General features: G+C 40.9%; 36 protein-coding genes and 2 tRNA genes. 27 read left to right on the forward strand and 11 right to left on the reverse strand.

The features are described 5' to 3' along the window. Positions 1-9: 9 nt before the first annotated feature. The 9 genes from trkA to LJE11_RS09875 all read right to left on the reverse strand — a co-directional run bounded on the left by trkA (position 10) and on the right by LJE11_RS09875 (position 7,270). Positions 10-1,368 (reverse strand): Trk system potassium transporter TrkA, encoded by a 1,359-nt coding sequence (gene trkA, locus LJE11_RS09835; RefSeq protein ID WP_008704178.1) that lies wholly within the window; start codon positions 1,366-1,368, stop codon positions 10-12. A 278-nt stretch (positions 1,369-1,646) separates the two neighbouring features. Continuing rightward, entirely contained in the window at positions 1,647-2,219 is a 573-nt protein-coding gene (locus tag LJE11_RS09840; RefSeq protein WP_119245752.1) for a manganese catalase family protein, read from the reverse strand. Positions 2,220-2,254: 35 nt separating this feature from the next. Further along, complete coding sequence (locus LJE11_RS09845) at positions 2,255-3,670, reverse strand: recombinase family protein (protein WP_227218030.1); 1,416 nt, start codon at positions 3,668-3,670, stop codon at positions 2,255-2,257. 170 nt (positions 3,671-3,840) lie between these two features. Continuing rightward, a complete protein-coding gene (locus LJE11_RS09850) occupies positions 3,841-4,383 on the reverse strand; it encodes a Uma2 family endonuclease (protein ID WP_227218029.1) in 543 nt (180 codons plus the stop codon). Between the two features lie 157 nt (positions 4,384-4,540). Further along, positions 4,541-5,497: a DUF5067 domain-containing protein gene (locus LJE11_RS09855; RefSeq protein WP_055052501.1), complete on the reverse strand. Its 957-nt coding sequence runs from the start codon at positions 5,495-5,497 to the stop codon at positions 4,541-4,543. A 160-nt stretch (positions 5,498-5,657) separates the two neighbouring features. After that, the gene (locus tag LJE11_RS09860) at positions 5,658-6,125 is read right to left on the reverse strand and encodes a hypothetical protein (protein ID WP_173697129.1); all 468 of its coding nucleotides are present in this window, start codon (positions 6,123-6,125) and stop codon (positions 5,658-5,660) included. Between the two features lie 41 nt (positions 6,126-6,166). Next, a complete protein-coding gene (locus LJE11_RS09865) occupies positions 6,167-6,394 on the reverse strand; it encodes a type II toxin-antitoxin system MqsA family antitoxin (RefSeq protein ID WP_008704146.1) in 228 nt (75 codons plus the stop codon). Continuing rightward, positions 6,394-6,714: a DUF4258 domain-containing protein gene (locus LJE11_RS09870; RefSeq protein ID WP_173697130.1), complete on the reverse strand. Its 321-nt coding sequence runs from the start codon at positions 6,712-6,714 to the stop codon at positions 6,394-6,396. Before LJE11_RS09870 ends, LJE11_RS09865 begins: the two co-directional genes overlap by 1 nt. Before the next feature lies 1 nt (position 6,715). Continuing rightward, positions 6,716-7,270: a helix-turn-helix domain-containing protein gene (locus LJE11_RS09875; protein ID WP_119243507.1), complete on the reverse strand. Its 555-nt coding sequence runs from the start codon at positions 7,268-7,270 to the stop codon at positions 6,716-6,718. Positions 7,271-7,415: 145 nt separating this feature from the next. On the opposite strand from LJE11_RS09875, the gene LJE11_RS09880 reads away from it, so the two are divergent. From LJE11_RS09880 to LJE11_RS09890, 3 genes are read left to right on the forward strand one after another with little or no spacing between them, the layout of a single operon-like run. Then, positions 7,416-7,610, forward strand: coding sequence for a helix-turn-helix transcriptional regulator (locus LJE11_RS09880; RefSeq protein WP_119243506.1), 195 nt, complete (start codon positions 7,416-7,418; stop codon positions 7,608-7,610). A gap of 42 nt (positions 7,611-7,652) precedes the next feature. Further along, entirely contained in the window at positions 7,653-7,907 is a 255-nt protein-coding gene (locus LJE11_RS09885) for a hypothetical protein (protein WP_227218028.1), read from the forward strand. 7 nt (positions 7,908-7,914) lie between these two features. Then, complete coding sequence (locus tag LJE11_RS09890; RefSeq protein WP_182437398.1) at positions 7,915-8,076, forward strand: hypothetical protein; 162 nt, start codon at positions 7,915-7,917, stop codon at positions 8,074-8,076. Here the strand turns inward: LJE11_RS09890 and LJE11_RS09895 are convergent. Further along, positions 8,036-8,524: a hypothetical protein gene (locus LJE11_RS09895; protein ID WP_227218027.1), complete on the reverse strand. Its 489-nt coding sequence runs from the start codon at positions 8,522-8,524 to the stop codon at positions 8,036-8,038. The two genes, LJE11_RS09890 and LJE11_RS09895, sit on opposite strands and share 41 nt — an antisense overlap. A 70-nt stretch (positions 8,525-8,594) precedes the next feature. Here LJE11_RS09895 and LJE11_RS09900 point away from each other — a divergent pair, with 70 nt between their 5' ends. The 17 genes from LJE11_RS09900 to LJE11_RS09980 all read left to right on the forward strand — a co-directional run bounded on the left by LJE11_RS09900 (position 8,595) and on the right by LJE11_RS09980 (position 17,355). After that, entirely contained in the window at positions 8,595-8,861 is a 267-nt protein-coding gene (locus LJE11_RS09900; RefSeq protein WP_227218026.1) for a hypothetical protein, read from the forward strand. A 357-nt stretch (positions 8,862-9,218) separates the two neighbouring features. Further along, complete coding sequence (locus LJE11_RS09905) at positions 9,219-9,527, forward strand: hypothetical protein (protein WP_119243501.1); 309 nt, start codon at positions 9,219-9,221, stop codon at positions 9,525-9,527. A gap of 356 nt (positions 9,528-9,883) precedes the next feature. Continuing rightward, positions 9,884-10,039, forward strand: coding sequence for a hypothetical protein (locus LJE11_RS09910; RefSeq protein ID WP_173697640.1), 156 nt, complete (start codon positions 9,884-9,886; stop codon positions 10,037-10,039). A gap of 48 nt (positions 10,040-10,087) precedes the next feature. After that, positions 10,088-10,288 carry a hypothetical protein gene (locus tag LJE11_RS09915; RefSeq protein WP_227218025.1) on the forward strand — a complete coding sequence of 67 codons (201 nt, stop codon included), beginning with the start codon at positions 10,088-10,090 and terminating at the stop codon, positions 10,286-10,288. Between the two features lie 68 nt (positions 10,289-10,356). Beyond that, positions 10,357-10,692, forward strand: a complete 336-nt coding sequence (locus LJE11_RS09920; protein ID WP_227218024.1) for a hypothetical protein — start codon at positions 10,357-10,359, stop codon at positions 10,690-10,692. Positions 10,693-10,886: 194 nt separating this feature from the next. Continuing rightward, on the forward strand, positions 10,887-11,651 hold the full coding sequence (locus LJE11_RS09925; protein WP_227218023.1) for a rolling circle replication-associated protein: 765 nt from the start codon (positions 10,887-10,889) through the stop codon (positions 11,649-11,651). Further along, entirely contained in the window at positions 11,648-12,166 is a 519-nt protein-coding gene (locus LJE11_RS09930; protein WP_227218022.1) for a hypothetical protein, read from the forward strand. Before LJE11_RS09925 ends, LJE11_RS09930 begins: the two co-directional genes overlap by 4 nt. A 50-nt stretch (positions 12,167-12,216) precedes the next feature. Further along, on the forward strand, positions 12,217-12,627 hold the full coding sequence (locus LJE11_RS09935) for a hypothetical protein (protein WP_227218021.1): 411 nt from the start codon (positions 12,217-12,219) through the stop codon (positions 12,625-12,627). Between the two features lie 19 nt (positions 12,628-12,646). Then, entirely contained in the window at positions 12,647-13,411 is a 765-nt protein-coding gene (locus tag LJE11_RS09940) for a ParA family protein (protein ID WP_227218020.1), read from the forward strand. A 2-nt stretch (positions 13,412-13,413) separates the two neighbouring features. After that, positions 13,414-15,405 carry a ParB/RepB/Spo0J family partition protein gene (locus tag LJE11_RS09945; protein ID WP_227218019.1) on the forward strand — a complete coding sequence of 664 codons (1,992 nt, stop codon included), beginning with the start codon at positions 13,414-13,416 and terminating at the stop codon, positions 15,403-15,405. Continuing rightward, entirely contained in the window at positions 15,402-15,629 is a 228-nt protein-coding gene (locus LJE11_RS09950; protein WP_227218018.1) for a hypothetical protein, read from the forward strand. The genes LJE11_RS09945 and LJE11_RS09950 overlap by 4 nt, the downstream gene beginning before the upstream one ends. A gap of 102 nt (positions 15,630-15,731) precedes the next feature. Further along, the gene (locus tag LJE11_RS09955; RefSeq protein ID WP_227218017.1) at positions 15,732-15,929 is read left to right on the forward strand and encodes a hypothetical protein; all 198 of its coding nucleotides are present in this window, start codon (positions 15,732-15,734) and stop codon (positions 15,927-15,929) included. A gap of 13 nt (positions 15,930-15,942) precedes the next feature. Further along, a complete protein-coding gene (locus LJE11_RS09960) occupies positions 15,943-16,206 on the forward strand; it encodes a hypothetical protein (protein ID WP_119243493.1) in 264 nt (87 codons plus the stop codon). Further along, positions 16,203-16,427: a hypothetical protein gene (locus LJE11_RS09965; protein WP_227218016.1), complete on the forward strand. Its 225-nt coding sequence runs from the start codon at positions 16,203-16,205 to the stop codon at positions 16,425-16,427. Before LJE11_RS09960 ends, LJE11_RS09965 begins: the two co-directional genes overlap by 4 nt. Next, positions 16,424-16,777: a hypothetical protein gene (locus tag LJE11_RS09970; protein ID WP_227218015.1), complete on the forward strand. Its 354-nt coding sequence runs from the start codon at positions 16,424-16,426 to the stop codon at positions 16,775-16,777. Before LJE11_RS09965 ends, LJE11_RS09970 begins: the two co-directional genes overlap by 4 nt. Then, positions 16,778-16,948: a hypothetical protein gene (locus LJE11_RS09975; RefSeq protein WP_227218014.1), complete on the forward strand. Its 171-nt coding sequence runs from the start codon at positions 16,778-16,780 to the stop codon at positions 16,946-16,948. A gap of 161 nt (positions 16,949-17,109) precedes the next feature. Then, positions 17,110-17,355, forward strand: coding sequence for a hypothetical protein (locus LJE11_RS09980; RefSeq protein WP_119243490.1), 246 nt, complete (start codon positions 17,110-17,112; stop codon positions 17,353-17,355). Between the two features lie 149 nt (positions 17,356-17,504). On the opposite strand, the gene LJE11_RS09985 is transcribed toward LJE11_RS09980, so the two are convergent. After that, positions 17,505-18,296, reverse strand: coding sequence for a DUF4393 domain-containing protein (locus LJE11_RS09985; protein WP_119243489.1), 792 nt, complete (start codon positions 18,294-18,296; stop codon positions 17,505-17,507). Between the two features lie 77 nt (positions 18,297-18,373). On the opposite strand from LJE11_RS09985, the gene LJE11_RS09990 reads away from it, so the two are divergent. The 7 genes from LJE11_RS09990 (at position 18,374) to LJE11_RS10020 (ending at position 22,452) form a co-directional block, all read left to right on the forward strand. Further along, positions 18,374-18,574: a hypothetical protein gene (locus tag LJE11_RS09990; RefSeq protein WP_119243488.1), complete on the forward strand. Its 201-nt coding sequence runs from the start codon at positions 18,374-18,376 to the stop codon at positions 18,572-18,574. 263 nt (positions 18,575-18,837) lie between these two features. Next, a complete protein-coding gene (locus LJE11_RS09995) occupies positions 18,838-19,260 on the forward strand; it encodes an RNA polymerase subunit sigma-70 (RefSeq protein ID WP_227218013.1) in 423 nt (140 codons plus the stop codon). Positions 19,261-19,532: 272 nt separating this feature from the next. Beyond that, a tRNA-Ile gene (locus LJE11_RS10000) sits at positions 19,533-19,606 on the forward strand. 7 nt (positions 19,607-19,613) lie between these two features. Continuing rightward, positions 19,614-19,684, forward strand: a tRNA-Arg gene (locus tag LJE11_RS10005). Between the two features lie 21 nt (positions 19,685-19,705). Next, positions 19,706-20,107, forward strand: coding sequence for a hypothetical protein (locus LJE11_RS10010; RefSeq protein WP_227218012.1), 402 nt, complete (start codon positions 19,706-19,708; stop codon positions 20,105-20,107). Positions 20,108-20,224: 117 nt separating this feature from the next. Then, positions 20,225-20,692: a phage terminase small subunit P27 family gene (locus LJE11_RS10015; protein WP_227218011.1), complete on the forward strand. Its 468-nt coding sequence runs from the start codon at positions 20,225-20,227 to the stop codon at positions 20,690-20,692. Then, entirely contained in the window at positions 20,689-22,452 is a 1,764-nt protein-coding gene (locus tag LJE11_RS10020; protein ID WP_227218010.1) for a terminase large subunit, read from the forward strand. Before LJE11_RS10015 ends, LJE11_RS10020 begins: the two co-directional genes overlap by 4 nt. Positions 22,453-22,454 lie beyond the last annotated feature (2 nt).

Raw genomic sequence — 22,454 nt, forward strand, 5'->3', positions numbered from 1 at the left:
TCGGCTCCTTTATTTTTCCAGAATATCTGTGATATCGCGAAGGCCCTTCTGAGAAGTTACTATGATAACGGTATCTCCGACCTGAATGGTATCCTGGCCTCGGGGAATCTTGACCTGACCATTTCGGTTCAGGTAACCTACAAGAAGGTTTTTCTTCAGGTTCAGTTTAGATAATGGAATGCCTGTTACCGGTGAATTTTCGCGGATGGCAAATTCCAGAGCTTCTGCCTGATTATCCAGGATATGATAAAGGGTTTCAATATTGCTGCCGATGCTGTTCTGCATGGCACGTACATACTGCAGGATATAGTCGGCTGTGATATATTTCGGATAAATGACGCTTCCGATATCAAGGTTATCAATGACATCATCAAAGGCAAGGCGGTTTACCTTGGCAACCAGTTTGGCATTGGAAACTGTTTTGGCAAAGAGTGAAAGGAAAACATTTTCCTCATCCATGTTTGTGAGTGATACAAAAGCCTCTGTGCGTGAGAGTCCCTCTTCCATAAGGAGAGAACGATTGGTTCCGTCTCCGTTAATGATAGTTGCCTCCGGAAGCAGATCACTTAAGGTTTCACAGCGGGACTCATTCTGTTCAATGATCTTAACGGAGATGTTCATATCAAGCAGGGCTTTTGTAAGGTAATAGGAAATGGTTCCTCCGCCGACAATAATGGCGTTTTTTACCTGATTGGTTTTCAGGCCGATCTTTTTGAAAAAGGCTGCTGCATTCACCGGGGAAGCAAGAATGGAAACCATATCTCCGTCGTGGATCACCTGATTACCGCCGGGAATAGATACATGATCCCGACTTTCTACTGCGCAGAACAAGACATCGCATTTCAGGGCTTCCGTAATGCGTGAGATTGTCATGCCATCCAGATTAAATTCAGGAAGCACTTTAAATTTCAGCATTTCTACACGACCACGTGCGAAAGTATCGATCTTGATAGCTGAAGGGAAGCGTAAGAGACGGGAAATTTCCTGTGCAGCTGCAAGCTCCGGGTTAATGATCATAGTAACACCCAGACGCTTCTTGATGAAGCTGATCTCTTTGGCATAGATAGGATTGCGGACACGGGCAATCGTCTGGCAATGGCCGGTTTTCTGTGCGATCAGGCAGCAGAGAAGATTCATTTCATCAGAACCGGTTACGGCAATCAGGATATCTGCATTCTCAATACCTGCTTCCACCAGCGTGTTGATACTTGCACCGTTTCCCACGATACCCATGGCATCAATGTCATTCTGAAGGGAAGTGATCACATTAGAAGAAACGTCTATAAGAGTAATGTCGGATTCTTCTTCCTGAAGCTGTTCTGCCAGGGTACGTCCAACTTTACCGCACCCAACAATAATTATCTGCATAATTCCTCCAATAAGGGGGCTGTCACATAATATCTATGTGAGACAGCCCCTTTTATATCATATTTTTGTTTGTAATTGCTCAATATTTTTGGCAATTACTTTTGTGGCTATTAAGCTAAGAATACTATAGCACCACCAGATATATTTGTAAAGCAAATATGAAATTTCTGTGATTTTTAAGATGGAGCGTATTACTGTTCATTCCGTTCTCAGTAACACGCTTCGCGATGCTAATCGCATAAATTCGCGCAGTATGTCGCAGGTTTTGGCTGCGTACTTTATTTATTGCTGTTGCATGATGCAGTGCAGGGATTATCAAATCCCGGGGTAAAAGCATAGAAGTTTTTGGCATCAAGTTCTTCCTGAATGGACTGAAGAGCTTCCCCAAATCTCTGGAAATGAACAACTTCTCTGGCACGCAGGAATTTGATGGGATCCGCAATCTCAGGTATATTGCGGACTACTCTGAGAATATTGTCATAAGTAGAACGGGCTTTTTGCTCTGCAGCAAGATCCTCGAACAGATCAGTGATCGGATCACCTTTACTCTGAAATTCACATGCATTAAATGGTACGCCACCTGCTGCCTGTGGCCAGACTCCCACTGTGTGATCGATATAATACGGTCCGAATCCGGATTTCTCAATTTCCTCCATGGAAAGGTCCCGGGTAAGCTGATGTACAATAGTGGATACCATTTCCAGATGACTGAGTTCTTCTGTTCCTATGTCGTTGAGCAAAGCTGAAGTCGTTCGGTTCGGCATGGTAAAACGCTGGGAAAGATAACGCAGGGAAGCGCCGATCTCACCGTCCGGGCCACCGGAGTGCAGTACCCTATAATAGTCCCGCAACCACAGTGTTTATGCGGGTTTGCGGGATTTTCAATTCAGGAAATAATGATGTCAAAAGACATTTTTCCGGATTCCTTATCATATATGATCTGCTCTACAACACTTCTGATCAGATTTCCTTTTTCTTCGTAACCTACGTCTGGATTCTTCAGGACATCCGCAACAGAACGGATCTCTTTCAGGACTTCTTCTGTATTAGGTTGCTCTGACTGTTCTTCCTGTAATAGCTGTGAAAGGGCAGCAGTCAATTCTAATCGGTCTGATACCAGACGGTCCTTATTATTCTTGTATTCCGCCAGAGTATCTACTCCTGCCTCATAAGCCTCTTTGATTCTGCCTTCTCTCATGGCGAGCTTACTGATCTCTCTTTGCAACTGATCAATCTGCAGTGAATGATCAGTCTTTTTCTTTTTACATACATATGTAAATTCTGCTCCATCTAAGATCTGATCAAAATAACTTATCACAGCTTCTTCGGCCTTTTTGACTGATAAAGCAACAGAAGTCTTATGAAATCCCTTTGCGTACTTCCAGCACTGGAAATAAGGACACTTATTATTACCGGTGTAAGAAAGTGTGGCTCCGCAGACAGAGCACTTCAAAAGACCGGATAGCCAGTGCTTGCAGGCAGAGACATTCCGCGCCTTGACCGGACGTTTCCGGGAAGTGATCAGCTTCTGACGTTTTTCGTACCGTTCCCTGGAAAGACGTACCTCATGGTTTCCTTCAAATTCCACTCCGTTCCAGACAACAGTTCCGCAATAGAAGGGATTTCCAAGAATCCGGTCAACGCTACGCCGCTCGAAGAGTTTTCCACGTTTCGTCCGGTACCCGAGATCATTGCAACGCCTGGCAATAGCTGTCTCATCTAAGTTCTGATTATCATACAGGTCCATGATATAAGAGACAATGGCATATTCAGCCTCATTGATAACATAAGGCTTTCCATGTCCAACTGCAGTATAGCCAAGACAGGGAGATGTCTGATAGCCTTTTTGCAGGGCTTTTTCTTTCATGCCACGCAAGACCTCACCCGACAATCGAATGGAATAGTATTCATCCATCCATTCGATGATGCGCTCGATCAGGCTGCCAAAAGGTCCCTCGATCAATGGCTCAGACACACTGATCACATCTACATTGTCTTTTTTGAGCATACTCTTGTAAACAATGGACTCTTCCTGATTGCGGGCGAAACGACTGAATTTCCATACCAGGATCACATCAATAGGGTGAGAAGGCTGCTTCGCCAGGGCGATCATCTTCTGAAACTCCGGACGCTTCTGTGCGTGCCGGCCGGAAACACTCTCAGTAAAGATAAAGTCCCCGGAAACAATCATGTCATTCTTCTGGGCGTAATCCAGCAGAAGGCGTTTCTGTGCATCAGGAGATAACTCTGTTTGGTCCTCTGTCGAGACACGGATATAGAGAGCTGCTACTTTACTACTCATAAATATCACCTCGGTTTTATAAAATATGTAATTTTAAGTATAAAAATAACAGCCACACAAACGTTCTGATTGTGTAACTGCTCCGAAGATGATACAATATCTTTGCCAAAAGAAAGGGATCTCTTCGGAGATTCTTGAGCCGTCCCTGCTACCAACAGGGGCGGTTTTTATTATAATAATTCAGAGATCACAATTGATAAATCGGGATATATACATACTGGAATTTCATCGTCGAAAGAATACAATCCGGTACCCGATTCATTTTCAAAATCGTAGACATTTACGATACCTTTCAGGGGATTTATAATCCAATATTCTCTGACTCCGGCCATCCGGTATTTAAATAATTTTATTCCGTAATCTTTACTCTGGGTAACAGGAGAAACAACCTCAATTACCCAGTCAGGTGCACCATGACAACCTTTTTCATCTACTTTGTCCGGTGAGCAGACAATTGTTAAGTCTGGTTCGACATAGTTCTTGTTATCTTCATTCAGGAACACTGCAAATGGAGAAACATATGGTTTACAGAATCTGCCTTTACTTTTAATGTAATTGCGGATAGTAGCATACAGTTCACCGACGATTACCTGATGCCTGGTATTAGGTGGTGCCATCATATAGATCTGTCCATCAATCAGCTCTGCACGTTCGCCATCAGGAAGAGCGTAGATGTCATCTATTGTATAAATCCGTTCTTTGGGTAATGGCATAATGAAAACTCCTTTCGTTAATCCATTGATGTGATCACATATACACAAACGTTCTGATTGTGTAACTGCTCCGAAGATGATACAATATCTTTGCTAAAGCACAGAATCTCTTCGGAGATTCTTGAACCGTCCCTGTTACCAGCGGGGCGGTTTTATTTTATTTAATTGCTATTTCCTGCACCTGGTATGGTGAATTAGACATAAATCCATCATAAGCATACACAGTGATTGGACTTTCTGCATCCTGAAGCATAAAAGCAAATCCTGTTTCTATAGATGTATCTTTAAGTACAGTCTTATAAATGTTATCACATGCGGCATTTCCATTTCCCATATACCATGTTAACTCAACACCATTTTGATAGGCTTTAATATTGTAAAAGCTGGTTGCGGAATTGGGAGAATCTGTTTTATTAGTGAAATTAAATTTCACAATACCTAAAATATCTGATGATCCATCTTCATAAGGCATAGTCTCAAAGCCGGAGTATTCAAGACTGGAAGAATCGGAAGTTAATGAAATTTTGTCAACTTTTGTTTCGGAAGAGGATGTATTATTCACATCATCTGAGGAAGTACCGCCCATTGAGGCTTCGAAAGATTCCCAGTCGGACTTATTTTCTTCGTAAGTCTGAGTTGTTTCGGAACCATCTGAAGAATCCTTAACTGCAAGAGTATAGTCGACATCCTTTTCTGCAATTCCATTAACCTGCTGGTAAACTGGCGCTATAAACAACGGAAGAAATCCGATAAAATATTCTGACGGAGCCAGATCAGAAGATGCGAAACTGATTTCAAACTCAGTCATATCATCGTTATAGGTAATATCTTCAACATTTGGATAGTTCTCATCATCATCTAAAATTTCTTTGATAGAATCATCAAAACTACTTTTTAAGTATTTCTTCCATTTCTTTTGCTGCTTTTTATCAAGAGTGTAAGAAGTTGAACCATCAGAATTAGTAACAGTTTCTGCTGCTTCTGGTAAATTAGAGTTACCTTCATCGGAAGCATAGTTTGGAATAGTGACAGTAATATCTTTGGCGAATACTGTTGTTGTGGATGAGGTAACGAGTGTTGCTGATAATAATACAGCAAGTGTTTTCTTTTTCATATAGGTATCCTCCTATGTTTTATTAAAACGCCGAAGCGAATTAATTCGAAATGCGTAATTCAATCAGTTCCTGATGATACCCCGTCATTCGAGATATCTGTCCAATAGTAAAATCCTTATATTCTTCCAAAAGCGAATCTGGTAATAATAGCTCCATTCTTTAATCTGTTGATGAAATCATATGTATCACCGCAAATGGTTCGAAATAAATGACATAATTATCGACAACAGCGTATACACCGTATTTAGAATGGTAACACTGTATAGCCTCTTTTAAATATTCTTCCGTAGCGTTCAGATATTCAGCCATCTCATAAAGATTTCTGCATCCTGCTTCATAAGCACTGATCAGGCCGGCAAGCCCAATCTTTAGATTGTACCCATAAAGTCGAGCTCGATACTCCTGTTTTCGGCTTTCTACCTTATTCTGGTCTAAAATGTTTCCGGAGCTGGTGCGATAATGCCCGATTTCTTCGGCAAGCACACAAGATTTTTCTGCTTGTGTTTCTATATCCTTTCGGATTGCTATCCGACTGCCGCGGATCAGGCCGTCATGCCCAGTAAGTGGCTGCTCTTTGACAAGCAATCCTTCCTGATCGGCAGCAGTCAGTAATTGTTCGTAATTCAACTGGGATCACCCCTTTAGCAATTAAAATAAAACGGTTTTCTTTAAGCTGTTTGTTTGTAGTCAACAACTGCAATTTCAGTCAGCATACCTTTAACTTTTTGAATAATTTCTTCGATTCGTTCAAGTGTTTCACCATTTAAGTATTCTTCCCCACATTGAGAACACTTTTCGCAAGGAACGTTCTTGATAATGATATAGCATCCCTGATAATCAGTCATGTAAGTTGTTGTAGAAGATTCAATATTACCTTTGCAGTAAAAACAAGTCATTATGCGTTCTCCTTTCTGGTCTTGAAATCAGATTCCCATTTATCAAAACTTGGGAAATAAGCTGTTATAAGGAACAAATCCGATTCGTGATTTCCGATGACTACATGAAGATATTTATCTTCGATGCTCATCCCCAGAATTAAACAACTGGGATAAGGATAATCATCTGGATATTGTTCGATGATTTCTCCATTCATAATACAGGATATTACATCTTTTAAGAATATCCCGCGCTGTTCCAGCCTTTTAGCTGCATGGAGTGTAATACGAATGTTTTTAGGTATACATAGTTTACGCAATTCCAATATATCTAATGCCATATCATTCCTCCCATTTTGAATCATCATTCATAATATCCAGATCATGCTGAACGCCTTCAGGTGTCTGTTCTACATCCGTCCGGGCATGAGCTGCAAGAAGATCTTCTTCCATCTGCTGGGTGGAGAGAAGGTTCTTCGTATAAATAAACACCTTATCTTTATTAGATGAAGATAATTGAGTATATAAACTATAAAGCTTAGCATAACGAGAGAAGCGTTGGATTTGACTTTTAGAACTAGGTTCTTCACATTTTTCAATAATTACGTCAAGCGTTTTGGGTTTGTTTAAGTCAGGTACTGAGTTATGTTCGCAAGTAAGATCTACAGTTTGTTCATTTCCCATCATTTTCAAAAGTGTATCGAGTTCAATTCCCATTCCAGAAGCAACCTTGGATATTGATGGAAGAGTAGGAGAAATTGGTTTGTTATTTCTAGGGTTTATATTATTTTCTAACATAGAAATATAACCTTTGCTGAGTGAACAGTTGCTTGCAAATTCGCTCATGCTAATATTATTTTCTTTGCGATATTTTTTTATGATATCTCCCAGGGTCATTTATGCACCACCTTTTATTGTTTAGTATATTGTACAATAGCAAAAAATAAAAGTCAACAAAAATGTTCAACATACTTGACAAACAGTTCGACAAATGATACTATACAGCTAGTTCAACATGATGAACAGAAAGGGGGATAGTATAATGGGATTCAAAATAAGAGAATGTAGAAATGAAATAAATATGTCTCAAGAAGAGTTATCTAAAAAATCTGGTGTATCCAGAACAATCATTTCAGGTTTAGAGAACGGTACAATTACAGTAACAACTACAGAAACATTACTTAGAATTGCGCGTGCTATGAACAAAAGAGTTGTGGATATTTTTTTTGAGACATAGTTCAACATGTTGAAAAAAGACGTTAAGAAAGAGGTGGGATAAATGAAAAACAAAACAACTGTATTAGCTCAGGAAGAAAAAGTGGCAATTGACTGCGCAGTTCGCCATATCAGTGAATTATTCCATCAATGCGCAGAACACAGAGAAGCAGACTTTGGAGAAGCGTGCAGTCAATGTCAGTATATGCCGGAATGCAATTGCGATTTTCTTAATACATTAGAACCTTTGCTTCGACATACAACAGAAGATTTCATTCTTGCAGCGAAGAAAGAGCTAAACGATAAAACAGGGAGGTGAGAAAACAATGAAGCTATTCAAGAACGAAAAAGAGAAAACAACAGAGGAAAGAATCAGAAAAGCAAGAAGAGATACTCACCAGGCAATTTACATAGCACTGGCAAGTATCGGTATCTCACTTGCTCAGATTATTTCAGCATTTGTGAAAGCATATTTACAATTGAAGTAGCATACGCGGAAAGAAAAGGGGCGGCAAGAGCGACGATGATCGCAAGGATAGCTAAAATTTTTGAGAAAAGAGCATCTCGTCGTGCAATCTTTGCTTCAGCTTCTGCGTGTTCAGCAGCCGCTTGAGCCAGATCTGCCTGCTTTTTAGATGCGTCAGCTTGCTTTTCGACAGATGCAACCATGGACTTGAACATACTGATATTTTCTTCTTGAGTCTGCCTTACAGAGAGATAGCCGATTCCTTTTTCTGTAACGGAATACTCTGAAAAGACAGGGGTTGCTACATCGGTGGTTAAGTCATAGTCAATTACGTGGTTTTCTATTAAACCGTACTCAAGTAATTGATTGATACATGAATCAGAGAAAGCAGTGCTTGATGTATTTACTGAAGAATTGGCGAGTTTTTGTAAAGTTTCATAAGATTCATTGCTTAGAAAAATGTTATCCATAAAGACTCCTTTCAATTTTATTAACACGAGTTATACGACTACAGAATAGGAGAAAAACAAATGAAAGTCAATGATTGGATATCCAGAAAGAGGTGAGAGAAGGACACCAACCATTAATACAGTTATAAAAAAAAGAAGCATCGAAGACTTTGAAATATTTCCTTCAAAGTACATTGAAAAGGTGATGGCAGAAAATGCTCTTTTGGAAAGAGCTGTCAATTTGATTCTTCAGAATGAAAAGACAGAAAAAACTCTTGTTGAAAAAATTCTGGAGAGTGCTGGAACTGAATGCTTCACAAAATTTGACGATGGTACATATGCATGGAAAGGATTATGAAAGCGAGTGTGCCGCAAACACACTCGCCCCAAATCAAAGCGTTGCTTCCTGATATAAAGAACAACCACGCTTGCCATCGCAATACGGACAATCGTTCTTAAAAGAACAGTCAAAATTTTTTCGTTTGTATCCAGAAGCCAAAGATTTTGAAACTGGTACTTTGAAAAACTCTATCAAAATAGTTCTGTTCTCGCAGGAATACGGACAATATCCGGTATGTGACGCGATAATAGTATTAAACCTTTCACGTTCCTCCTTTCTGTAAAGTCAGGCACTACAATGGCTGTAATATCAGAATAGGAGAAAAACAAACAAAAGTCAATGATTGGATATCTAGAAAGAAAAGAGGTGAGAGAAGTGTCAAGTAATCCAGTTATGGAAGCAGCATGGTTTCCAAAATGGGAAAAACAAACCGAACCAGAATATAAAGATACATTATCGGACGCAATGTTCTTTGAACCTGAGTGGACAAAGAAAATAAAACAATGCGAAGCATTTCTTGATTTTATTAAAGAAATGGAAGGGAAGGACCTGGCTCCTTATCTTTCAGGCGTCTCTATATCGGTAGGAGATGCAGAGACACCTGCTTTGACTGTTAAGTTAGAGATTCCGCTGCAGACTCGCCTTTTGAAGTCAGATCATACTCATACTTCAAAGAAAGCGTAGAATCGAAAAAGTTATCAGAAATAGGCTTAATATAACCTTCGCCGGCTAATGAACGGAGAGCATTGATATACACGGCTAATTCAGAACTTTTCATCAAAAATGCGTTTCTGTGCGTGCCGTTTTCGGCGAGGTTTTTATAAGCCGATTTCAAGATATCTTTTTCATTTTTGGAAAAACGATACATGATACGATTTTCCTCCTTTCTGTATGTACTCGGGTATGCCAGTACCCTGTAATACAAGAATAGGAGAGAAACAAAGAGAAGTCAACAAAGGCCGTTCGACAAACTGCTTAAATTTTTATAAACAGTAACCCATACATATCATTTCCCATACCATAAAGAAGAGGTGAGGAAGATGTCAGAATTAAAACTGGTAACAAGAAATATCCGTATTAATGGAATTCAGCACAAAGCCAGTGATATGTCAGAAGAAGAAATCAAATGCCTGCTCATCCAGAGACAGGATGAACTTCTTCTGAGCATGAACTATGAAAGAAAAGCCGCCGGTTAAGGCGGAGAAAGAAGGACAAGCATGCATAAATGAAGGGAGGCGAGAAAATTGGAGCGCAAGATGATCATATCTCTGCTGATCGGATACATAACCGCCCTGCTCCCGATCTGGGACTGGAACACAAGATTGGAACTCTTTGCCGGAACAATAGTGCTAAGTATCACGTGTCTGGCGATCCTGATCTGGCTGCAGGAGAAGAGAAAAGTAATTAAAAAAGCCCTCACGTCTGCAAACATGAGAGGCTTATAAAAAAGAAAATAATTTGATTTACGAAAAGTATAAAACAAAACCAACGAAAAAGCAAGGAGAAAATGAAGATGCTGAGAAAAGATTTTGGAGACTATCTGGAATTTGTGCAGAAAATTCAGACAGCCGACGCAGAAGAAATGAAAAAACTCTGCGAAGAACGCACGCAGATGTATGCGGATAAGATTCAGGATGCCGTAGCGGTTATGCCGGGTGGAGATCTGATCTTTGCCATTGCAGCACTGAAGATGTTTACGGAAGCTATACAGAAAATTGATCCAAAAGCAACACATATGGCACAGAGACTGTTTGACGGAATGAGTTACTCAAGTAAATCAGGCACGTTCAACGCGAATATGACCGAGGCGGCTGCCAGAGCATACGCAGACACGCTGAAAAGAAAATAAAAAGCTCATGTACGGGAATACATGAGCCGGGCTTTCGCCACCTGAGACAATTGCAATACAACAAGTATAACACTCAGGCGGCGGAATGTCAATTCCGGCAGGAGTGAACCTGCCATATTTTTAACCTTTTTTCGAGACAATACGTCTCTTAAAAGCTCGATTAGGGGTATTAGACTTACGACAGGAGTACTTATATGAGGTGGGCATACATAAGGGAGATATGGGACTTTGGGAGTACCATGGAGATAGAGGAAAAGCATACCGGAAGGTATGGAGCCAGGGGACAGGAAAGAGAAGAGAAAAAGAAAGCCACCCCGGAAGAGATTGCCAAACAGAATCAGTGGAGACGAGAGAGGGATGTAAGAAGACTGATTAAGTGGAACTTCTCTTCGGGCGATTACTGGATGACTCTCACATACAAGAAGGGGGAACGCCCCGCGTGGGAACAGATGAAGAAAGATCTTGCGAAGCTGATCAGAAAAGTCCGACTGAAATATAAGAAAAAGGGATGGGAACTGAAATATATTTACCGCCTGGCAATTGGAAAGAAAGGCGGTCCCCATGTGCACCTTCTGGTAAACCGAGAAGCAGATCAGGAGACAGGAACAGACAGGATCATATCAGAACTGTGGGAGAACGGGCATGTATATTTCGCATCTCTCTATGATGCCGGAGGATATGTGAAACTTTCAGAGTATATCACAAAGCCTCTGGAAGAACATGAACCGGACGAAATTAAGAGATATAGTTGCTCCCGTAACCTGATCCGGAAAGAACCTAAGCAAAAAGAGATAAAAAGAAGAAATCTGGTGGACCGGCACAAACAGCCAATCTACCCGAAAGCTCCGAAAGGATATTACGTGGATCCGGAGTCTGTGAAAATGGGGATTAACCCCTACACAGGATATGCATACCGGCACTATACCCTTATAAGGATAGACGAGGGGGGGATGAAATGACACATGTAGATATATATCTTGAAACCAGCAGTATTTTCCAGGGAATTACAGACAGAAAATGTGGATATGTCCTCTCAGTACTGGTGCACAATGAGGAAAAGACCAGAGAGGGCTTCGGACATTACAAGGGAACCTATCACCAGACAGTTCTGCTCACACTGGCAGAAGCCCTGGAACGCATGACAGTACCTTCGGAGATCTGCGTACATACCCGGGATGTATATGTAAGCAGTAGGATCCCGAAGTTGGAAGAACTGGCCGGATCCGGATGGAAAGACACCAAAGGAGAACCGATCAGGAATGCAGAAGAATGGCAGCGGGTATATGCGGCCGTCCATGCCCTTCCTGATGCACACCAATTGTCAGAAAAGACTGAGAAACACAGTTACTCCGGGTGGCTGCAGGAGGAGATGGAAAAGAGAAAAGATGAATGCAGAAGAACTATGGGGCAAAGGCTGGAGCCTAAGACTGGAACAGGATCAAAGAACAATGGAATGCCTGGGTACCATTATTAGATCAGGTACCCGGTTTACATACTATAAAGACGAACAGGGAGGGATATGGTTTGAAGATGAACCAGTCAAAGGAAAACCGGAATGGATGCAAAGAGCAGACAGAGAAAGAAAAAAACGTCATGGAATCTATCATGAATGAATTTTCAGAGTATATCTGCGATCACCTCTGTAAATATCCGGAACAGATCAAGGACCAGGAAGAACTGGAAGAACACTGTGCAGAGCATTGCGAACACGGGAGATTTCACTGTGCAGTACTGAATGAGTACAACGAAATTAATAATTTTGGCCATAGCCAGGCAGCGAAACTTATAAACAAATATAAAAACATCGTGTTCTGCGAAGAATGCGAGGACAGATGGTACTCACAGTCGGATGAGGCAAGCTATTGTTGCAGCAGCAGGATATGCAGAGCCTTGAAACCCGGAGACGGCTGTAGCTGTGGAATAAGAAAAGAATAACAGGAAAAGGGGAACGATTATGAGAACAATTGCAATCATCAATTTAAAAGGCGGGGTGGCAAAGACCACCTCAAGCATCAATATTGCTTACATTCTTTCTGCAAAGGGCAAGAGAGTCCTTCTTGTAGATAACGACAAACAGGGAGACTGCTCGAGGGGGATGAACCGACGTACTCAGGAAGGAGCAGGAATAGACAAGATAATGGTTGACAAGAAACCGGATATGGCAAGCCTGATCCAGAAAACAGATTACGAGAATTTAGATGTGATCACTGCGAATCTGAACCTTCTGACAGCAAATATGGAAGTGACGATGGACCGTGTAAGACCTCAGCAGACCAGACTAAAAAATGCCCTGCAGCAGGTGAAAGATAATTACGATTTCTGTGTGATCGATAATGCTCCGGATATCAATGTATCCGTTATCAATGCGCTGACGGCAGCAGATGACGTCCTGATTCCGGTGGAAGTTGACGATAACACGACAGAAGGCATGGATGAGCTTCTGGATCAGATCGATGAGATTAAATGCGAATTAAATCCTGATCTGGAGAATGTAAAGTGCTTTATCAGCAAGTATAACAAATACAACGAAGCGCATAGCCAGGGAGCGGAGATTATAAGGGAATGGTATCCGACGATGGAGACGGTGATCAGAAATTCTCTGGCAGTTGCAAAGAGTACATATGCCAGAACGCCGGTTGTGTTATATAGCAAGCGATCGGCGGCAGCAGAAGACTATCAGACACTTGTAGAGGAATATCTGCAGATGATAGGGAGGTAACAATGGGAAGAGAGAAATTTAGTGCGCTGGACATGCTGTCAAAGCGGTCCTTGCCGGAAAGAAAAGAGAAGCAGGCAATCATATACAAGGATCCTAGAGAACTGGTGCCGACTCAGGAGAATTTCTACACGACAAAAAATATCAGCAAACTCAAGGCGTCGATAAAGATCACAGGGTACCTGATGCAGCCAATTCTGATAGAGAATGTAGATGGAGAAGATAAAGTACTTGCCGGACATCGTAGAAGATTATGTTGCATAGAACTGATCGAAGAAGGGGACACCAGATTCGAGAAGGTTCCGTGCATGTATGCTGCGGAAATCAATGTTTCAGAGGACAAAGAACTGACACCAGAGCAGAGAGAAGCAATCACGCCATTCTTGAGACAATTTAAGGTAATTCAGGCAAACAATTACAGAGATAAAAACGACTGGGAAAGAATGCAGGAAGCTCTGGAGATGGAGAAGATTGTTAAGGGGCTGAAAGAGAAGGTTGGAATCACTGGAACAGTCAGAGAGAATTTAAAAGAACTTCTTGGAGTGTCAAACGCTCAGTTCGGTCGTTACAAGAACATTAGCAATCATCTGTCAGAGGAACTGATGGAAGAGTTTCAGGATGGAGAGATTAACATTTCTGTGGCAGATGCTGCAGCGTCTCTGGAACCGGAACTGCAGAAGATAGCATACGAGATGTACATGAAGAACAAAATCCTGACCCTTCCAGATATTCAACTCCTGAAGGATCAGCAGGCATTAAATGCAGACATTCCGGGACAGATGACAATAGAGCAGGCAACCAGGCAGCAGAAGCCCACAGAAGACGAGACGCCAATTCCCGTAGAACTGCAGATAGAAAGATTCTTTGACAGTCTGAAAAAGAACACAACAGCTCGGATCCGCAATGGAGACAAGCTGATGGGAACAAAGATGATCAGTATGCTCTATTGCTATGTAAAGCACAGAAATGGATATCTAAACTATCAGGGACATCCGGATAGGATCACATTCAACCCAGACAGCCTGGAAGAGAAAGAAATGACCTGGCAGGAGCTGACCGAAGAACTGATCAGACGCTACTCCACAAAGAAACCGGTCAAAATGACCACAATTGATGCACCTGAGAAGCCGGAAAAGAAAGAAACCAATGTAGGAAAGTGTATTCATCGAGAAGGATTCACCTGTACTCTTGAAGAAGCTCAGAAAACGGCGGCAGGGGATGGAGAAAATTGTAATAGAAAATGCTGTTGGAGCTGTGAGAAACATGGAACTTGCGGATACGAATGCAATGCTTCAGTTCATCGACCAGCAGAGAATATTCCGGAAAAGAGCTGCCAGTCGGCAGCAGAAACACCGGACAAAAAGCAACAGGAAGACCATTCCGGCGATTCCACCGAGATGGTAAAACATCTGAGAAATGCAGATAAAATCCCAGATGCATGGCCGGAAGATTTAAAAGACATCCCGGTACCTACAGATGTAGAAATTATCGGATATCTGTACGATGAAGAAAGAAGACTCAAAGAATTTCTTAAAACAGAAAAAGAAGATCCTGGCTTACCGCACATGACAATCCTGAAACAGCAGCTGATTGTTGGAGGATTGAGAATTATTAAAAATCTTGTAGAAGACTGCAAGGAAGAACCAGAAGAATCAGAACAGCCGCCTCTTCCAATCATGAAAAACAATGATCAACGCAAGGAATGGCTAAGGAATTATAAGAGCTGGGGACTCTGGTACGAGGACAAGAACGTAGGAATCAAATACTACAAATACGATTTCGCGAACGGCGCCCGTCTGATCGTAGAAGAATTTGCTCCGGATCCATCAGAAAAAAGCCAGTGGTATACGCCAGGGGAACACCATTACATGCACCTTGTAGGAGGACCAAAGCCGGAATGCAAGAACGACAAAGGATGGAGCTACCATTCCAGATACAACAAATATCAAAACAGCGAAACAGAACTTGTGGAATTCTTGAAGGAGATTCAAAAATGAATTACAGAACAGAAAAAATAATAATTGACGACAACGGACAGAAATTCAAAGTGGGAGATACAGTAGGAGTAACTTTTAACAAAGCGTCTGGACATGAAGGCGGTGGATTTGGAAGTGCAACAATTGCAAAGATTACAGATACCGGATTTCAGTATAGCCAGGGAGGGAAAAGACCTAAGACAGTACAGCTCAAAAATATAAAAGAGATTTACAAATACAGATAAATGACCGATTCGGTCACTAAAAAAGGGTGCCCTAAAATTCACATAGATACATCCTTCCTGTGTGAGCCTGTCAGATCACAGGAAGGAGAAAGGAGAAACAAAATGCAGAAGAAGGAAAGGAAATTTAAAAGCATGAGCAGGAAGGAACAGATATGCGAAACCTGTAAAGAGAATGATAATGGTTTCTGCGATCGCATTGGACGCATGGTAGAAGATGACGACTGGTGCGCAAAATGGAAAACCAAAGAAGTTCCGGAATGGAAAGCAAGGATGATGAATACATTTCTGGCCGGACACTGAGAGGAGGGCGGAAATGATCCCATTTTTATACGATGTAACAGATAGATCAGGCAATCTGGTGATAGGCAATGCAACATTTGCAGAAATAGTGGAAGGTTTAAACTGCTCAAAAGCACAGGCGAACAATGCAAGGACCTCCGGAGATTTAATCTTCAGGAAGTACGAAATGCACAGAGTTGATCGGAAATTAAGCAGAGTGAAGGATATCGCATTGCTTCAGGAATTTGATACCGTCCGTCTCCACTTGCTGGGATATAAGAAAGGCGACAGAAAATGAATAAAAGACAGAAAAAGAAACTATTCCGAAAAACCATGGGATGGAATCCTCCGGACTGTTTAATCTACACCAGCCTGGACTACCATGTTTTTATCGGCAAGCCCTGGGGAGGTCTGGCAGCCCTAAAGAAGCAGGAAGCCACCAGAACAGTAGAAGACTTTAACCGGAATATTCAGAACAGGAATTATCTACTCAGAGAAGCAAGGAGGTATACCAGATGAAACAGGGAGAATTATTATTTCCTAAAGAATCCACCAGAAAAAAACGGAAGAAGCACCACAAAAGCATCATAGACAGAGACATGAAGAATCGGTGCTTCATTTGTGGCAAAACAGGCTATACAGAACGCCATCACATCTATGGCAGCGCAAACCGCAAATACTCCGAGCAATATGGCTTAACCGTATATCTTTGCCCGGAATGTCATAGAACTTCAGATATAGCCGTACATAGAAACAAAGAAGTCCGAATTACTTTGCAGCGGATTGGTCAGAGAGCATTTGAAGAGAAATGTGGCAGCAGGGAACAATTCGTAAAGACGTTTGGAAAAAACTATCTGGAGGAAGAATAAATGAACATAGGAAAAGCAAGTGCAATATTTAAAGACATTCATAACGAAGAAACAGAAGTAGAAGACAAGATCACAGCAATTCAGGAAGTGATTGATATGCCTACACATAACAGCATCACAAAGAAGAGTATGCTGGAGGTACTTCACTGGCTGATTGAAGAATATATTTAAGGAGGACATATGAACATAGCACAAAGAGCAGAAATATGTAAACATAGTACAGGACACATCGGAGCTGTAGCAGTATACACCCGTCCCACCTGTCCGAACATGCATATCATCAAAGGTAAATGAACGAACTGCAAGGACTGTAGATTCTATGAGGAGAGGAAATGAACCTATATGAAATAAAAAACATGGAGACAGGACAGATTGTTGCATCTACAGTTTTGCTTAAAGAAGCTGCAAAACTACTGGACTGTCCTGCATATGCAATATCGAATGCGTATCATAGTAATTATGCTATTTACGGCAAATATAAAATAAATCAAGTAGATACAACACTGACCAAAAAAAGTCCGCTATGGGCCGAATGGGATTTGTGGAGAATCTGGTTTTTGAAATTATGCAGAAGGTAATATTTGATAAGGTATTACTAAGAGAATAGGAGATTTACATATAATTAAACAAACAAGTGAAGCTTAAATATGACTGTACTTAGATATTTATCAGGGCATGTAGCATGTACGAAAAAAGACAGGCCTTCAATAAAGAAGGCCTAAAAGAATTATTGAATACATATATTACCGAATAGATTACCAAGGTCAGTAACAAACATCACCTTTTTGTCTTCTTCGTAAGATTCTCCTGATTTGAGATTATTTAAAATTATGTGTTTATTGGTAACGTAGAAAGATGTATTAGTTGCCAATTGATAATTTTCTGAATGCGTATAATATGAATCGGATATATTGATTAAATTTAATCGCTCTAAATTATCGAATGAAACCATGAGCTGTTTATAAGGATAAGTTAATATCCAAGATACATTTCTGAAAATAGTATTAGTACCACCACCTACACTTTTGGGAGATCTAATCTTCATATCAATTAATGGGCGCAAATCAGCATTGAGAATAATCTTAAATGTAGCTGCGTCTAAAGGAGACATTTGCCTGATGATTTCAACAAAAGAAGGATGGACTGAATTTTTAGTATCTATACACATGGATTTTGCAAGTAAATTTGCGTATAGTTCTCTTAATTCATCACTATTCATTGAATACGAAATAGCCTGAAGCGCAGGCACAGCTACATAAGGCTCAGGAGATACAATTTTTTCAGGTTCTATATTCTCTAGTTTTTTAGCCAGCAATTTTTCTGTTTCAGCAACATTGTATTCTCTCTGAGCTATCCATTGGCGTAGAGGGGATAATGCGGCATTTATGGCACGAGGAATTAGCGCTAGAGTTTTTCCTGATTCTTGAGCTGCTGGTTTTAATGCATCATCATAAATATCAGGAACAGTTTCAACAGCTTTTCCAACACCGCCAGCAAGTTTATCAAATCCTTCTGACATAAAATCACAACCTTTCGTTTTTATTATATTTTATCAGAAAATTAAGAAATATCAATAAGGTAGAAAAGGAGTCAAAAATGAAATTTATTTTTAGTGTTATACGTAAAAAAAAGGGAAAAGTATTTACAAACGGAAACATTTTAGAAATGTTGACATTATTAACGATTATCTTTGAGTGGGTTTCTGAAAAAATAGCTGAGGATAAGGATATAACATTGAACGAGGCAATGGATATCGTATTGAAAGGTATAAAAGACGGGAGTAAAAAGCTTTACTGATTAAAATGTGAGTACGGAATTAGAAACATAAAACTTGAAAAGGAATAGATGCTAAGAGATTTAAGGCGTTGCTGTTTACTCTGCCAAAAAGAGCTATAAAAAGAAGGAGGCCGGGAACTATCAAAAGCTCCCGGCTAAAAGTATGAAAAAGAAAAAGTTTTATTTGCAATTACTCTTTGCTCTGTACAAGTAATAATATATCCAGAAAATGTGAGCAATATGTGATACAGATTTGAAGAATTTGTGAAAGGGGAGCGATACCGATGGACAAGAATATCTTAAGTCAGTACATAGATGCCTGTGAGCTGATCAAAGAAACAGAAGAGGAAATCAAGAAGCTAAACAGAAAGAAAAAGACAGTGATACAGACAAATGTGTCCGGGAGCAACCCTGAGTTTCCTTATAACCCACAACATTTTAAAATCCAGGGAACAACATTTAACTATGCAGATGACAGCCAGCTTCGATATCAGAAGAAGATTTTGGAAGAAAGAAAATCCCAGGCAGAGCAGTTAAAGATAAACGTAGAAGGATGGCTAAACACAATCCCTCCCAGAATGCAGAGAATCATAAAGTACAAGGTCTTTGAAGAACTGACCTGGCAGCAGGTAGCTAGAAAGATGGGAAGAAGAGCAACTGAAGAAGGCGTTCGCAAAGAATTTAATAGATTTTTTGAAAAAAAGTAAAATTGTCCGTTTTGTCCGATATGTCCGATTTTAATATGTTATAGTATAAACTGAACTCAGTGGAAGATCATACAGAGTTCTCCTTCCCTTAGATGACTGCCAGTACCCACCTGGCAGATCACCAGAACATCTCACCGAGAGGGAGTGAGCGTGAGCCATGGAGCCGCAGGTTCGAATCCTGATGTTCTGCTCCGGTTTAACACCGGACTCATATGGATTTTCCTTGACATAGGAGCCATCTGTTCTTTATGAGCAGGTGGCTCCTACGCTACGGACATTTAGCTCAGCTGGTCAGAGCATCCGGCTCATAACCGGACGGTCCTGAGTTCAAATCTCAGAATGTCCATAATTACCGCGGGATAAAGTAACGGAAACTTACAGGCCTCCTTAGCCTGGAATGGCGGTTCGAATCCGTCTCCCGCTATCAGAGAACAGGAGGGATGGCATGATATACAAACGATGTAGCAGATGCGGGGGTAGGGTACCAGCAGGGACTACATGCCTATGCAGAAAGAATAACATCAGAGAGTATGCAAAGCCAACCGGAATAAAGAAAGAATACCACACACAACGGTGGAAGAACCTGAGGCAGGTTGTGCTTGACAAATATGACGGGCTGGATATCTACATGATGTACAAGCATAACAGAATAGTGACAGCAGATACGGTACACCATATTGAATTATCGCAAGATAGACCTGACCTGTTCTATTCAGATTCAAACTTGATTCCAGTCTCAAGAGCTGGACACAAAGAGGTACATGCACGGTACGAAAGAGAGGGGAAGACAGTGGTGCAGGAAGAACTGAGAGACTTTCAGATGCGTTTTAAAACCACCGGGGAATAGAAAAAAGTTTTGATTGGATTCTCCACGACCACGTATGCCCCTTTCTTTCTGCAAAATTCTAAAAACGAAAAAAAAGTTGGCAAATGAAAGGAGGGAGGTCAGAGGGCAAGACCGAGAGTGCCGGTAGAATTGCAAACCGGACATTTAAAAGTTATTGACGGACAGAAGAAAAGAGATGCAGAAGACCAGGTAAAAACAGAGAAAAACCAGCTTAAACGACCTCCTTCTTGGCTGATCGATGATGTTGCTAAAAAAGAATGGCGAAGAGTTGTAAAAGAGTTAAGCAAGCTAAATATAGTCGGAAATCTGGACTTAAACAATATAGGAGGTTATTGCAATGCGTTCGCAAACTACGTAAAAGCAACAGAAATATTGAGTCAGCAGACGTATTATGTTGATCGAGAAACCAGAACGGGAGTAATTGTTGTAAAAAATCCTATGGTTGATATTCAGAAAGGGTATGCAGAAGAAATGAGACGCTTCGCCGCCTTATGTGGTCTGACAATTGATTCGAGATTGAAGGCAGGATCGGCGAAAGTAAATAAGCAGCAGGAAGAAATTGAGAACCGGTTCGGTGCTATATGATTCTTGATGAACTTAAACAATACGCTTGTGACTGCATATCTGGAAAGATTATCAGTGGAAGAAAACATATATGGGCATGTGAGAGATTACTGAGAGATATCGACCGAATCGGTCAACCGGATTTTCCATACGTCTGGGATGAAGACCAGGCGGAGAACATTGTAGAATGGTTTGCACTCTTACGACATAGTAAAGGAGTTCTGGCAAAGCAACCGATCATTCTAACACCATGGCAGAGATTTAGAATTTGCCAGCTGTACGGATGGGTTCATAAAAATACCGGATATCGACGTTTCAAGAAATATTTCACAGAAGTGGCCAGAAAGAATGCGAAATCTCAGGAAGAAGCAGGTATTGCACTCTATGAGGCAGCAGTTACATCAACCAAGAACGGAGAAGTATACGAGATTTATACCGCCGGCACAAAACGCGATCAGTCCAAAATTGTATTCGGGGAAGCCGGATTAATGCTTCAAGGATCACCTTTGAGGATGAAATTTAAGGTAACCAGGGACTGTATAAAACATCTGAAAAGCAATAGCACAATCAAACCATTATCAAAAGACGATGGAAAGTCCGGGGATGGTACAAACCCTGCACTTCTGGTTTTAGATGAGTATCATCAGCACAAAACCACGGAGTTCTATGATTTAGGAATAGGATCAAACACAAAAGAGCCACTCTTGATGATTATAACAACAGCTGGAATGGATTTAACTTATCCTTGCTATGTGACTGAGTATCAGTATTGTTCCAAGGTGTTGGATCCAAACACGGACGTGGAGAATGATGAATATCTGATCGACATTTGTGAGATGGATCCGGAAGATTATGAAGACATTTCAAATCTGGATAACGAAGAGACTTGGAAGAAAGCTAATCCGATTAGAATGACATATCCGGAAGGTGTCGATAAGATTCGCGGTGAATATAAGATTGCCAGAGAACAGCCGGAACATATGACGGCCTTCCTCACAAAATGTCTGGATGTCTGGGTGCAGGCGAAAGAGAATGGGTATATGGACATGTCGAAATGGAAAGCCTGCCAGGTGAATGAATTACCATTTGATATAACGGGGCATCCGGTGTATGTAGGTTTCGATATGTCTGCAAAGACAGATCTTACATCAGTGGCGTTTATGATTCCGTTTTTATCCGGGGAATATGATGCGAATAGAAAAGAAATAGTAAAGTATATTCTTTGGTCGCACAGTTTTATCCCGACAAGGGAGAAGCTTCAGGAACATATTATAAAAGACAAGGTTGCCTATGACGCGTGGGAACGTATGGGATTTCTGGAGGTAACAAACACTCCGATCGTAGATCAGGGAGCGGTTATGAGATATGTTCTTGAGACCTGCGAAAAAATGAAATTAAAAATACAATGCCTGTGCTTTGACCCTGCGAATGCGAGTAAATTAATGATGGATCTGTCAGATGAAGGATACGATGTCGAAGAAGTATTTCAGAGCCACAAACACCTAAACGAAGCAACACAGGGATTCAAAGAGCAGGTATTTTGCAGAAATATTATATATACTTACAATCCTCTGCTGAATTATGCGATGAGTAATGCGGTAATCCGGCAGAACAATGGACTGATCAAAATTGATAAAGATGCAACAAAAAAGAGAATCGACCCAGTGGATGCAACACTATGTGCGTATAAGCTGGCAATGTTTCATACATTCGGAGACGATTACGGAGATTACATTAATAATTTTATTGAGGAGATATTGAAGGATTCTACAGAAAATTAAAG

It is taken from the genome of Blautia sp. DFI.1.216, assembly GCF_020594215.1.
Taxonomy (GTDB): domain Bacteria; phylum Bacillota; class Clostridia; order Lachnospirales; family Lachnospiraceae; genus Blautia_A; species Blautia_A wexlerae.